General features: G+C 63.4%; 13 protein-coding genes. All 13 read left to right on the forward strand.

Annotated features, from left to right (window positions below):
- Positions 1-188 precede the first annotated feature (188 nt).
- Positions 189-596 (forward strand): NADH-quinone oxidoreductase subunit A, encoded by a 408-nt coding sequence (locus tag RH831_RS07635; protein ID WP_070365056.1) that lies wholly within the window; start codon positions 189-191, stop codon positions 594-596.
- Positions 589-1,296: an NADH-quinone oxidoreductase subunit B gene (locus RH831_RS07640; protein ID WP_071933101.1), complete on the forward strand. Its 708-nt coding sequence runs from the start codon at positions 589-591 to the stop codon at positions 1,294-1,296. The genes RH831_RS07635 and RH831_RS07640 overlap by 8 nt, the downstream gene beginning before the upstream one ends.
- On the forward strand, positions 1,293-2,966 hold the full coding sequence (locus RH831_RS07645) for an NADH-quinone oxidoreductase subunit D (protein WP_310553618.1): 1,674 nt from the start codon (positions 1,293-1,295) through the stop codon (positions 2,964-2,966). Before RH831_RS07640 ends, RH831_RS07645 begins: the two co-directional genes overlap by 4 nt.
- Complete coding sequence (locus RH831_RS07650) at positions 2,966-4,030, forward strand: complex I subunit 1 family protein (RefSeq protein ID WP_310553619.1); 1,065 nt, start codon at positions 2,966-2,968, stop codon at positions 4,028-4,030. Before RH831_RS07645 ends, RH831_RS07650 begins: the two co-directional genes overlap by 1 nt.
- Positions 4,027-4,488, forward strand: coding sequence for an NADH-quinone oxidoreductase subunit I (locus RH831_RS07655; RefSeq protein ID WP_070365052.1), 462 nt, complete (start codon positions 4,027-4,029; stop codon positions 4,486-4,488). The genes RH831_RS07650 and RH831_RS07655 overlap by 4 nt, the downstream gene beginning before the upstream one ends.
- Positions 4,485-4,742 carry an NADH-quinone oxidoreductase subunit J gene (locus RH831_RS07660; protein ID WP_310553620.1) on the forward strand — a complete coding sequence of 86 codons (258 nt, stop codon included), beginning with the start codon at positions 4,485-4,487 and terminating at the stop codon, positions 4,740-4,742. The genes RH831_RS07655 and RH831_RS07660 overlap by 4 nt, the downstream gene beginning before the upstream one ends.
- The gene (locus RH831_RS07665) at positions 4,739-5,038 is read left to right on the forward strand and encodes a hypothetical protein (RefSeq protein WP_310553621.1); all 300 of its coding nucleotides are present in this window, start codon (positions 4,739-4,741) and stop codon (positions 5,036-5,038) included. Before RH831_RS07660 ends, RH831_RS07665 begins: the two co-directional genes overlap by 4 nt.
- Complete coding sequence (gene nuoK / locus RH831_RS07670) at positions 5,038-5,343, forward strand: NADH-quinone oxidoreductase subunit NuoK (RefSeq protein ID WP_310553622.1); 306 nt, start codon at positions 5,038-5,040, stop codon at positions 5,341-5,343. Before RH831_RS07665 ends, nuoK begins: the two co-directional genes overlap by 1 nt.
- 1 nt (position 5,344) lies before the next feature.
- On the forward strand, positions 5,345-7,402 hold the full coding sequence (nuoL, locus tag RH831_RS07675; RefSeq protein WP_310553623.1) for an NADH-quinone oxidoreductase subunit L: 2,058 nt from the start codon (positions 5,345-5,347) through the stop codon (positions 7,400-7,402).
- Positions 7,403-8,926, forward strand: a complete 1,524-nt coding sequence (locus tag RH831_RS07680) for a NuoM family protein (protein WP_310553624.1) — start codon at positions 7,403-7,405, stop codon at positions 8,924-8,926.
- A complete protein-coding gene (locus RH831_RS07685) occupies positions 8,927-10,426 on the forward strand; it encodes an NADH-quinone oxidoreductase subunit N (RefSeq protein WP_310553625.1) in 1,500 nt (499 codons plus the stop codon). It begins immediately after the preceding gene.
- Positions 10,427-10,472: 46 nt separating this feature from the next.
- Positions 10,473-11,891 carry a DHH family phosphoesterase gene (locus RH831_RS07690; RefSeq protein ID WP_310553626.1) on the forward strand — a complete coding sequence of 473 codons (1,419 nt, stop codon included), beginning with the start codon at positions 10,473-10,475 and terminating at the stop codon, positions 11,889-11,891.
- A gap of 162 nt (positions 11,892-12,053) precedes the next feature.
- Positions 12,054-13,214: a pyridoxal phosphate-dependent aminotransferase gene (locus tag RH831_RS07695; protein WP_310553627.1), complete on the forward strand. Its 1,161-nt coding sequence runs from the start codon at positions 12,054-12,056 to the stop codon at positions 13,212-13,214.
- Positions 13,215-13,234: the final 20 nt, after the last annotated feature.

The raw sequence follows: 13,234 nt of genomic DNA on the forward strand, positions 1-13,234 counted from the left end.
GGTCAGCTCTCAACTGCCAGACACGAGTGAAGGCGAATTGAAGGATGTCACCACGACTCGAATGTGTGTCAATCCTCTGCATATGGTAACAGCTGAAACACCCAAAAATACGGGTTACACGGGAACTATCGCAAGAATCAATGTTTATAGTGGGGGGAAACAAAGCCCCGAGTGTTACGAATCCACTTATGAATCCATGGATCGCTGTCGGCATGTTGGCCGTCGTCGCGATTGCCATCATCGGGGCGATGATGGGTATATCGCGACTGCTGCGCCCTGACGTGCCGGAACAAAGCAAACGGACGACCTACGAAAGTGGGGAAGTACCGACTGGTAACACACACGTGCGGTTCAACATCCAGTACTACATGGTCGCGCTGTTGTTCCTCGTGTTCGACATCGAGACCGTGTTGATATTCCCGTGGACGTCGATCTACCGGGATATCGCTGGGACGGAAGGCCTGCTGTGGGCCCTGGGGCCGATGGTCCTGTTCATCGGCATTTTGATCGTGGCCCTGGCCTGGGCCTGGCGCAACGGCGCGCTCGGCTGGGTGCGGAACCCGCGCTACGAACGGAGGATGTCGAGACATGAGTAGAGAACAGCCACGAGACGACGTCGTCGAACCGGCTGCTCCCTCCACCGACACCCGGGACACCCGGATCGGCGAGGGCGTGGACAACCGGTTCAACTCGAAGCTTCGAGAGGCGCTCGGGTCGACCCCGTTCATCTTGACCAAGCTGGACAAGTTCATGAACTGGGCCCGGGGGTCCTCGATGTTCATGCTGCAGTTCGGGATCGCCTGCTGCAGCATCGAGATGATGCACAGTTACTCGGTGAAACACGACCTCGACCGCTTCCACTCCGGCGTTCCGCGGGCCTCCCCGCGGCAGGCCGACGTGATGATCATTCCGGGGACGATCGTCTCGAAGTTCGCCCCCCGGATGAAGCGGGTCTACGATCAGATGCCCGAGCCCAAGTTCGTCGTGAACATGGGCAACTGCTCGGCCTCCGGCGGTCCGTTCCAGGAGGGTTACAACGTGGTGAAAGGCGCCGAGGAGATCGTTCCGGTCGACATCCACGTTCCGGGCTGCCCGCCGCGGCCCGAGGCGCTCATCTACGGCATCGTCAAGCTTCAGGAGCGCATCGCCAACGGGGAGTCCTCGGCGGTGACGGTGAAACCCTACGAACTCGAACAGTTCGGGGACCTGGACCGCGACGAGGTTGTCGACCACCTCGCAAGCGAGATCGACGAAGAAACGCTGGTTATGCGGTACAACTGGGCTGATTCACCATGAGCACGCAGGACGAAACAGCGACGGAGCCGGACGCCGGTGCGGTGGATTACGACGCGCTGGAAGAGCTCCTGGGAGACAGTGTGGTCGATCGCGAGACCCATCACAACGCCGAGGCCTTCGTCGTTCGTGGCGACGCCGTGCAGGACGCGTTGTCCACGCTGAAGGCCGAGGGCTTCGACCACCTCGCAAGCGTGAGCGCACAGGAACTCGATGACCGTTACGAGTCCATCTATCACCTTCGGCAGTACGACGACGCCCAGGCCGAAGTGAGCGTCGTGGTCCCGACACCGCGTAACGATCCGTCCCACGAAAGCGCGGCACCGGTCTACTCGACGGCGAACTGGCACGAGCGCGAGGCGTATGACCTCGTGGGCATGAACTACGAGGGGCACCCCGATCTGCGACGTATTCTGCTGCCACAGACCTGGCAGGGACACCCCCTCAGCAAGGACTACGATCAGGACAAACCCCAGATCGTCGCCCTCGAGAAGCACAAGAATCCGATCGAGGAGGACATGCAGGTCGAGACCGACGGCGACGATCTGGACACGATGTTCCTCAACATCGGGCCCCATCACCCCGCCACCCACGGCGTCTTGCACCTCAAGACGGTCCTGGACGGGGAGCAGGTGGCCGACGTCGAACCCGACATCGGTTACCTGCACCGGTGTCAGGAGCAGATGTGTCAGAACAGCACGTTCCGACACCAGATCATGCCCTACCCGGATCGCTGGGACTACACGCCGGCGGGCATCCTGAACGAGTGGGCCTACGCGCGTGCGATCGAAGACCTCGCGGACATCGAGGTTCCGTACTACGCCCAGGTCGTCCGGACGATGGCCGCGGAACTCACTCGCATCTCGGCTCACTTGCTCGCGGTGGCGACGTTCGGACTCGACATCGTCGGGGACTTCGCGGCCGTGTTCATGTACGCGATGCGGGACCGGGACTACGTGATGGACATCCTGGAGGACCTCACCGGCCAGCGGATGATGTACAACTATCTCCGCCTCGGCGGGGTCGTCTGGGACCTGCCCGAGCCCCGGGACGAGTTCTTCGAGAAGATCCGCCAGTTCCTCGAGCAGCTGCCGGAGAAGACCGACGAGTACCACAACGTCCTCACGCAGAACGAACTCTTCCAGATGCGGACGGTGAACACCGGCTACCTGGCCCCCGAAGTCGCCAAGGACTACGGGGCGACCGGGCCGGTCGCTCGTGCCTCCGGCATCGACTATGACCTTCGGCGTGATGACCCCTATGGCATCTACGACGAACTCGACTGGGACGTCATCACCAAGGAGGGCGGGGACAACTACGCTCGTCTGATGGTCCGGATGCAGGAGGTCGAAGAGTCCGCGAAGATCATCGAGCAGTGTATCAACATCCTCGAGGACTTCGACGAAGAGGAACGCGAGATCCAGTCCAACGTTCCGCGCAGCCTCAAGCCCGACCCGGGCCAGGAGATCTACAAGGCCGTGGAAGGGGCGAAAGGCGAACTCGGCATCTACATCCGAACGGACGGAACGGAGAAGCCCGCTCGCTTCAAGATCCGTGGTCCGAGTTTCGTCAACCTCTCGGCTCTCAAGGAGATGTCGGAAGGTGAGCTGATCTCCGACCTGGTCGCGACCATCGGAAGCCTCGACATCGTCCTGGCGGAGGTGGATCGCTGATGGCTTCGTCCGCACCGCTGGTCGATCACATCTCCGGGCTGTTGAACCTGGAGGGACTCCTGGGGGAGATCGTCTCCGGGATCCTCGGCTCCCTGATCATCGCGGTCATCGTGTTGCTGTTTGCGGCCCTCGCGGGCCCGTACATGAAGCGGAAGATCACGTCGGCGTTTACCGACCGGATCTCCGTCGACCGGGTTGGTCCCTACGGGATCGGAACGATCGCAGTAGACGCGATCCGTCTGCTTACCAAGGAACGGATCGTTCCCGAGAACGTGGATCGGCCGGCCTGGGACCTCGGTCCGATGCTGGTCGTCATCTCCGCGACGATGGGCTTTGCCGTCATCCCGTTCGGGAGCGGCCTTCACCTGGCCGATCCGTCGGTCGGTGTTGTCTACCTGTTCGCCGTCTCTTCGATCGCCTCCCTTGGGATGGTTTCGGGCGCGTACGCGTCGAACAACAAATACTCGTTCCTGGGCGGACTCCGGGCGGTCTCACAGAACATCGCCTACGAGATTCCGCTCGTGCTGACGGGCGCGTCGGTCGTCATCTTCGCCGGTTCGCTCCGGATTTCTGACATCGTCGCTGCCCAGGCAGTCGACCTGATCTCCCTGGGCCCGATTGCGATTCCGGCCTGGTTCGGCTTCGTCAACCCCTTCGCCTTCGCGCTGTTCATGGTCGCGAATATGGCCGAGATCGGTCGGAACCCCTTCGACCTGCCGGAGGCACCGAACGACCTCGTGGCGGGGTATCAGACGGAGTACTCGTCGGTGTACTTCGTCCTCTTCTACCTGGGAGAGTTCCTCCACATCTTCCTGGGCGCCGGGATCATCACGACTCTGTTCCTCGGCGGCCCGACGGCCCCGATCACCGCGCTGAACTTCATTCCCGGTATCGTCTGGTTCATCGCGAAAGTCTGGGGCGTGTTCTTCTTCACCCAGTGGGCCCGGTCGGCGGTCCCACGGGTTCGGCCTGACCAGCTGCTCGACATCGGCTGGAAGGGGATGCTCGGACTGGCCTTCGTGAACCTGCTCCTGACGGCCGTGATCGTCGGGGTGATCGTATGATAGGCGTACTCAAATCTCTCGCGACGACGATGAAGCATGCCCTCAACGGGGACACGATCACCGTTGAGTATCCCGAAGAGGCACCGGAAGTGAGCCCCCGATTCAGGGGCATTCACAAGTGGAGCCAGGAGCGGTGTATCTGGTGTCGCCAGTGTGAGACGGTCTGTCCCAACGACACGATTCAGATCGTGATGGACGAGGATCGCAACGGCGAGCAGTACAACCTCCACGTCGGGCAGTGCATTTACTGCCGGCTCTGTGAGGAGGTCTGTCCCGTCGAGGCGATTCTCCTGACGGAGAACTTCGAGTTCACCGGCGACACCAAACACGACCTGGCCTACAACAAAGAACAGCTCAAGAACGTACCGTGGTACAAGGACATGGACCCGGTCAACGCTCGCGAATCGGATCGTGAGGCCTGGGTCGACGAGGGTGAAGGCGAGGTGGACTACCAATGATCGAACAACTCACCTTCCTCCTCTTCGCGCTGTTCACCATCGGCAGCAGTCTGGGCGTGGTCCTCGTGGACGACGTCTGGCACTCCGCCCTCTTCCTCGGTGGCGCACTGCTCAGTGTCGCTGTCCACTTCCTCCTGCTGCAGGCCGCCTTCCTCGCGGCTGTACAGGTGCTGGTCTACGTGGGCGGTGTGCTGATCCTGATCGCCTTCGCGGTCATGCTGACCCGCGATCCTGACGGAGGTGTTGGCGCATGACGACCCGGCCGGAAATTTCCACGAACATCGACGTATTGCCCGGCATCGCGGCCCTTGCGCTGTTTGCCGCGATGGCAGTCGCCATTCTGACCGCCGATTTCGGCGCGATCGCGGGCTTCGAGTCGGCCGCAGAAATCACCCGCAGCATCGGCTATGCCCTCTTTAACCTCGACCGGGCCGCACCGATCGTGGGCGGTGAGGGTTTCCTCCTGCCCTTCTTCGTCGTGGCGTTCGTGCTGGACGCCGCGCTGGGGGCGGCCGTGATGCTCTCGCGACGTGATGGAGGTGAGAACTGATGGTAGTCGAAACACAGTACTACGTGCTGCTCTCGGCGGCGATGTTCAGCATCGGTGTGTTCGGCCTGCTGACTCGCCGCAACGCACTCCGGTTCCTCATGTCGGTCGAACTCATGCTGAACGCGGCCAACGTCAATCTGGTCGCTTTCTCGGCCCAGTGGGGGAACGTTACCGGACAGACGTTCAGCCTGTTCGTACTCGCATTGGCAGCCGCTGAAGTCGCGGTCGGTATCGGGATCATCCTGGTGCTGTTCCGCAACTTCAGGGACGTAGACGTAACCGAACCTACAACGATGAGGTGGTAAGATGGCAGGTGCATTTGACTTCGCCGCGGCGATCGCGCTGTTGCCGTTTGCCTCCTTCGTGGTCGCGATCCTCGCGGGGTACTTCACCCCGCGGCTCCTGCCGAAAGGCGGCGCGATCCCGGGGATCCTGGCAACGCTCGGCTCGCTGCTCGTGTCGGTGTGGCTTCTGGTCACAGTCAGTGGTACAGAGCAGTATTACAACGAAGAGATATACACGTGGACGACCGGGCTCGCGGGGGAGACCTTCGATCTGTCCTTCGGCCTCCTCCTCGATCCGCTGTCCTCGTACATGCTGGTCATCGTCGCGCTGATCAGCTTCCTCGTGCACGTGTTCAGCCTCGGGTACATGAACGACGAGGGCGAGATCGGCCTGCCCCGGTACTACGCCGGGCTCGGCCTGTTCTCGTTCTCGATGCTCGCCTTCGTGATGGCCTCGAACATCCTGATGGCCTTCATGTTCTTCGAGCTCGTGGGCCTGTGTTCCTGGCTGCTCATCGGCTTCTGGTTCCGCCAGGAGGGGCCGCCGAGCGCGGCCAAGAAGGCGTTTCTGGTCACCCGCTTTGGGGACTACTTCTTCCTCATCGGTGTGGTGGCCATCTTCGCGACCTTCGGCACCGGCCTGTTCGCCCCGCGCGGGGACGAACTCGGCTTCCCGCAGCTCGCGACGGAGGCACTGAGCGGCGAGATGCCCGCTGTCGTCTCGAACTTCCTCGGGACGATCGGCATGGAGCCACAGACGTGGTTCGCGATCATCGGCCTGCTCGTGCTGGGCGGCGTGATCGGGAAGTCCGCACAGTTCCCGCTTCACACCTGGCTGCCCGACGCGATGGAGGGCCCGACGCCGGTCTCGGCGCTCATCCACGCAGCGACGATGGTCGCAGCCGGTGTCTACCTGGTCATGCGGATGTACGGCTTCTACGCACAGCTTCCGACCGTGCTGGCGCTGATCGCGCTGGTCGGTGGCTTCACAGCCCTGATGGCCGCGACGATGGCCATCGTCAAGCGGGAGATCAAGCAGGTGCTCGCGTACTCGACGATCTCCCAGTACGGGTATATGATGCTCGCGCTGGGGGCCGGCGGCTACGTCGCCGCGACCTTCCACCTGATGACACACGCCTTCTTCAAGGCGCTGCTGTTCCTTGGAGCGGGCTCGGTCATCATCGCGATGCACCACAACGAGAACATGTGGGACATGGGCGGCCTGCGCAAGCGCATGCCCGTGACCTACTACACCTTCCTCTCCGGCTCACTCGCCCTGGCCGGCATCTTTCCCTTCGCCGGCTTCTGGTCGAAAGACGAGATCCTCTACGAGGCGCTGATCCATGGCCTGGGCGGCCAGCCGCTGATCCTTCTGGCGTATGCCTTCGGACTCATCGCCGTGTTCTTCACCGGCTTCTACACCTTCCGGATGGTCATCCTGACCTTCCACGGTGAGGCCCGTTCGGAGACGGCCGAGGATCCCCATCCCGTGCGCTGGAACGTCAAGTTCCCGCTCGTGGTGCTGGGCATCCTCGCGGCCGTGATGGGCCTGGTGAACATGGCCCCGGTCAAGGAGCTGACCGGCTGGGACATCACCTATCTGCATCACTGGTTCGAGACCGGCCTGCCGCAGGTTTCACTCACCGAGTATCATCACCTGCTCGAGTCCGCAGCTGGTTATCACGCCGCGGATCTCGCGCCGTTCCTGCCGGCGGCACTCTCCCTCGGACTGGCCCTTGCCGGGGCGCTCCTGGCGATGGTCCTCTACCGTGGGCCGGCGCCGACCGCACACACGGACAAACTCGGTTCGATCAAGACGCTGCTCTACAACAACTACTACCAGGACGAGTACCAGGTCTGGCTCGCGCAGGGCCTGACCCTGCCGCTCGCACGAGTCGCGGACAAGTTCGATCAGGGTATCATCGACGGTGTCGTCAACGGCATCTCCTCGGTGGCCCTGTTCGGTGGCTCGCGCATCCGGCGGCTCCAGACGGGACGGGTGACGAACTACGCCGCCCTCCTCACGCTGGGGCTGGTGGTTCTCGTCGTGGCAATCGCCCTCGTCGGGGGGTGGTTCTAAATGATGATCGAGGCACTCATTCTCGTGACGGTGGCAAGCGCCGTCGCGGTCATGTTCGCGGACGACGAGCGAGCCGGTCGCCTCGCCTTCGGGCTGAGTCTGCTGCCCCTCGTTGGGTCGCTTCTGATGTTCCTGGGCTTCGATGGCTCCGGGAACGCACTGCTCGGCGGCGAGATCGCCTACGAAACACAACTGAGCTGGATCACGCTCGGGGACCTGGAAGTCGGCTACCACGTCGGTGTCGACGGGATCGCGCTCTCCCTCGTGGTCCTCACCACGGTGCTGATGAGCCTGGCGCTGCTCTCGGCCTGGACGCCGATCGACGAGCGCCAGTCCCAGTTCTACGGCCTGATGCTGTTCATGGAGGCCAGCCTCCTCGGTGTCTTCACGGCACTCGACTTCCTGGCCTGGTTCGTCGCCTGGGAGTTCGTCCTCGTGCCGATGTACTTCCTCATCGGCATCTGGGGTGGCCCGCGTCGCAAGTACGCGGCGATCAAGTTCTTCGTCTACACCAACGTGGCCAGCCTGGTGATGTTCATCGGCTTTGTCGCGCTGGTCTTTGGCCTGCCGGTCAACACGTTCGACCTGCCGACGATCGCCCAGTCCCTGCAGGCTGGCGAACTCGGCTCGCTGGCTGGCATCGCGCCCGAGACGCTCAAGGCCGTGGCATTCGTCGCGATCTTCGCCGGCTTCGCCGTGAAGGTCCCGATGGTCCCGTTCCACACCTGGCTTCCGGACGCCCACGTCGAGGCCCCCACGCCGGTGTCGGTCATCCTGGCGGGGGTCCTCCTGAAGATGGGGACCTACGCGATGCTTCGATTCAACTTCACGATGCTCTCCGACCAGGCTCAGGCGTTTGCGGTCCCGATCGCGATCTTCGCGGTCGTGAGCGTGATCTACGGGGCCATGCTCGCCTTGGGGCAGCAGGACCTCAAGCGGATCGTGGCGTACTCTTCGGTCTCCTCGATGGGCTATGTCCTTCTGGGACTGGTCGCGTACAACCTCTATGGCCTGGGTGGCGCGACCTTCCAGATGGTCGCCCACGGCCTCATCTCCGGACTGATGTTCATGTCCGTCGGTGTGGTCTACAACGTCGCCCACACGCGTATGGTGGGTGACCTCTCCGGGATCGCCGATCGGATGCCGCTGACGGCCACGGTCTTCACGGCCGCGGCCTTCGGGTACATGGGCCTGCCGCTGATGGCTGGCTTCGCCGGGGAGCTTTACATCTTCCTGGGCGGCATGCAGTCGACGGCGCTGCCCTACGCGCCGATCTTCACCGCGCTCGCGATGTTCGGCATCGTGATCGTGGCCGGCTACCTGCTCTTCGCGATGCAGCGGGTCCTCTTCGGGCCCTTCGAGGCGGACACCGACCACGAGATCGTTCCGGCACCGGTCACCGACCGGATCGCCATCGTGGCACTGGTCCTCCTCGTGATCCTGCTCGGGACCGCGCCCGACCTGATCTACGGGATGATCCAGGACGCGGTGCAACCGATCCTCACAATCGGAGGTGGACTGTAGATGGTCGAACTGCCCTATCTGACGCCGCAGTATCTGTTCGCGATCACGGCCATGGCGCTGCTGATCGCCGATACGATCTACCCCAAATCGCGTCGGCCCGACCTGCTGGCGGCGATCGCCGGTATCGGCCCGGCGCTGGTCGCATTGAGCAGTGCCTGGTTCCTCGCAGCCGGGACGGGTCAGGCAGCGACGGTCCCGGCCCTGTTCGAGGGCATGGTCGTGGTCGACGGGATGAGCCTGTTCTTCACGTTCATCTTCGGGGCCGTAACCCTGCTCGTGGTGATCGCGAGTTACGATTACCTCGAGGGGTCCGAACGGATGGCGGAGTACTACTCGCTCGTCGTCCTGGCGGCCCTCGGGATGAGCTTGATGGCCAGCGCGAACAACCTCGCGATGGTCTTCATCAGCCTCGAACTGGCCTCCCTGCCCTCCTACGGGCTGGTGGCCTACCTCAAGCGTGACCAGGGAAGTGTCGAAGCCGGTCTGAAGTACTTCCTCATCGGCGCGCTGTCCTCGGCGATCATGGTCTACGGTATCAGCCTGGTCTACGGGGCGACCGGCACGCTGCATCTCGCCGGTATTGCCGAAGCCATTCCCTCGCTCGGTGGGCTTGACGGCCTGCTGGGTCTCGGACTGGTGATGGTGCTGGGCGGCTTCCTCTTCAAGACCGCCAGCGTGCCCTTCCACTTCTGGGCGCCCGAGGCATACGAGGGGGCACCGGCGCCGATTTCGGCGTTCATCTCCTCGGCCTCGAAGGCGGCCGGCTTCGCCGTTGCCTTCCGCGTGCTCGTGTGGGGCTTCCCACTCGACGCCGTCGCCGAGACGGTCCCATGGGCCTGGGTGCTCGTGATCCTCGCGATCGTCACGATGACTCTCGGGAACTTCGCCGCCGCGACCCAGGAGCGGGTCAAGCGGATGCTCGCGTACTCCTCGATCGGACACGCGGGCTATGTCCTCATCGGGCTGGCCGCCCTGGCCGGGCCCGGTGACCTGGCGACGGACTCCCTGGTGCTCGGGGCTGCGATGATGCACCTGCTGGTCTATGGCTTCATGAACACCGGGGCCTTCCTCTTCGTGGCCCTGGCCGAACACTGGGACGTCGGCCGGACCTTCGAGGACTACAACGGCCTCGCCCGGAAGGCGCCGTACGTGAGCGTCGCGATGACCATCTTCATGTTCAGCCTGGCCGGGCTCCCGGTCGGGGGCGGCTTCCTCTCGAAGTACGTCCTCTTTGCCGGGGCCGTCCAGGCCGGGTTCTGGTGGCTCGCCGGGATCGCCGCGATCAATAGTGCGATCTCGCTGTTCTACTACTCACGGGTCGTGAAGGCCCTCTGGATCGAGGACCCGGCCGACTCACTCTCCATCGGTGAGACGCCGACGGGGATGTACGCGGCTGTGATCGGTGCCGCTGCAGTGACCGTCGTGTTGCTGTTCGCCTTCGACCCCGTCGCCGAGACGGCCATCTCTGCGGCCTCGCTGCTGCTCGAAGGCGGCGTCTGACCGGAGAGACAACTGTTTTCACTCCGGGCGACACAATTTGGGTCGCATGGTCGACCGGCTCGTGCTGGGTTGTGGGGAACTCTGCCGCGGCATCATTACTGAGATCCGCGATTGGCAGGGCGATCTGATGGTGATCGACCCGGACGAGCGGGCAGTCGATCATCTCCGGGACGTGTCGGTCAACGCGGAGGTTGGTGACATTACCGATCCGGACGCGATCGGCGAACGTGGCATCGACCCGGACGTGATCGTCGTGTTGACCGAGTATCGACCACGGGCGACCGCGGCTGCCCACGCAGCCCGCGAGGCCTATCCCGGGGCCCAACTGCTCTCCTTGCCGGGCGAAACGGGCGACTATACACAGATTCCGGCGGTGGTCGACGGCGTGATCTCACCGGGTGGGCTGCTGCTCGACGAACTCGACGAACGGTACTTTGCGGCCGAGCCGGATCGATTGGCGGCGCTTCGGGATACGTTGCGGGTGATGGACGGGACACTCACCATCTGCACACACGACAATCCGGACCCGGATGCGCTGGGCGCTGCGCTGGCGCTTCGGGCGATCGCGGAGCGCTTTTCGGTGCCAGCCAAGATTTGCTATTTCGGGGATATCACTCACCAGGAGAACCGAGCCTTCGTTAATCTGCTCGACGTGGATCTGGAGGCGCTGGCGGACCCAGCGGAGTTCGAGGCGGATCACCTCGCCCTGGTCGATCACAGCCGTCCGGGGGTAAACGACCAGCTCGCGCCCGATACACCCGTCGACATCGTGATCGATCATCACCCGCCGACGGAACTCCCGGAGGCGTCCTTCGTGGACGTCCGCTCGGATGTCGGGGCCACCAGTACGCTGCTCGTCGATTACCTCCGTGGGTACGACATCGACGTCGAGACCGAGGTGGCCACTGGACTCCTCTACGGGATCCGTGTCGACACGCGGGATTTCGGGCGTGAGACCACCGAACGGGACTTCGAGGCGGCCGCCTGGCTGCTCCCTCGGGCCGATCTCGACGCGCTGGTTCGAATCGAAAGTCCCTCACTGAGTCCAACCACCCTCGAGACGATCGGCGAGGCGATTCGGAAACGGCACGTGGCAGATGGGGTGCTCACGACCTGTGTGGGGATGATCCAGTCGCGTGACTCGCTGGCCCAGGCGGCGGATCGACTCCTGGGATTAGAGGATGTCACAGTGACGGTGGTCTACGGCTACACTGACGATACAGTACACCTTTCCGGGCGAGCGCGAGGTGGGACGGCCGACCTCGGACAGGTGTTTCGCCAGGCGTTTGACGACCTCGGGAGCGCTGGGGGCCACGAGTCGATGGCGGGCGCACAGCTCTCACTCGGGATTTTCCAGGCCCTCGGGGACGAACGCGTGCAAACCCAGCTCACCGAGATCGTCGAGGAGCAGATCGAGGGCCGTCTTCGGGCCGCCCTGAAGGATCTGGACGCAAACGTTGCCTGAAACGGGGGTCACAGGCCCGAGAGTCGAACGAAACCTATTTTTGACGCTATCGAGTTTCCCCAATCACACCATGGCAATCCGTACCGGAGCCACGCCGGAGCCACGATTTGTACCCGTCCCCACGGAAGGGAGCCGGAACCACTCGATTCGAGGTGACCGCTAATGGAGTTCGCCGAGCGCGTCCACGCTGTCGAACCGGCGGCCCCCTTCGTCATTTCGAATCTCGTCTCCGAGCTCGAGGAACAGGAAGACGCCGACATCGTCGATCTGAGTGTCGGCCAACCAGACGTCGAGACGCCCCAGCACGTCATCGACGCGACCAAGGATGCTCTCGACGCCGGACACACGACCTACACACCCTCCAACGGCCTGCTCTCCCTGCGCGAGTCGATCGCAGGCTACCTCCAGGATCGGTTCGATCTGGATTACGGGCCCGAGAACATCATCGCGACCCCGGGTGGCAAGCACGCCCTCTACGAGACCCTGCAGGCCATCGTCGACCCCGGCGACGAGGTCATCGTCATCGACCCGGTCTGGTCCTCCTACGAGCCGATGGTCAAGCTGGCCGGTGGCGAGGCCGTCCACGTCGGGACCGCGCCGTATGACTTCCAGCTCGAGCCGGCACTCGACGATCTGGAGGCCGCTGTCAGCGACGACACGGCTCTCATCATGCTCAACTCGCCGAACAACCCCAGCGGGATGGTGTTCTCCGAGGCCGCCTTCGAGGGCGTCCGTGACATCGCGGTGGAGTATGACCTCCCGGTACTCTCCGATGAGATCTACGCCGAGTTGCTCTACGGTGACAACGAGCAGCGCAGCCTCGCGACCTACGACGGCATGATGGAGCGGACGATCACCATCAACGGGTTCTCCAAGACCTTCTCGATGACCGGTTACCGGCTGGGCTTCATGGCCGCGCCGACCGATCACACCACCCAGGCCGGCAAGGTTCACTCCCACTCGGTCTCCTGTGCCTCGAACTTCGTCCAGCGCGCGGGCATCGAGGCTCTGGAGAACACCGACATCGACGCTTTCACGGGCGACATGATGGAGACCTTCGAGGCCCGTCGGGATCTCCTGGTCGACCTGCTGGAGGAGCGGGACATCAACGTCATGGTCCCGGAAGGAGCCTTCTACGTGATGTTCGAGATCGACTCCGATGACGACATGGAGTATTGCAAGGACGCCGTCCGCGAGGCGGGTGTCGGCCTCGTGCCCGGTCAGGCCTTCAACACGCCGGGCTATGTCCGTGCGTCACTCGTCGAGACCGAGTCCCGCATCCAGGAAGGGATCGACCGGCTCGAGGACGCCGGCTTCCTGTAGTCGCAAAATTTCACCCGACC

Origin of the sequence: Halodesulfurarchaeum sp. HSR-GB, from assembly GCF_031432215.1 — an archaeon.
In the GTDB taxonomy this organism is placed as follows: Archaea; Halobacteriota; Halobacteria; order Halobacteriales; family Halobacteriaceae; genus Halodesulfurarchaeum.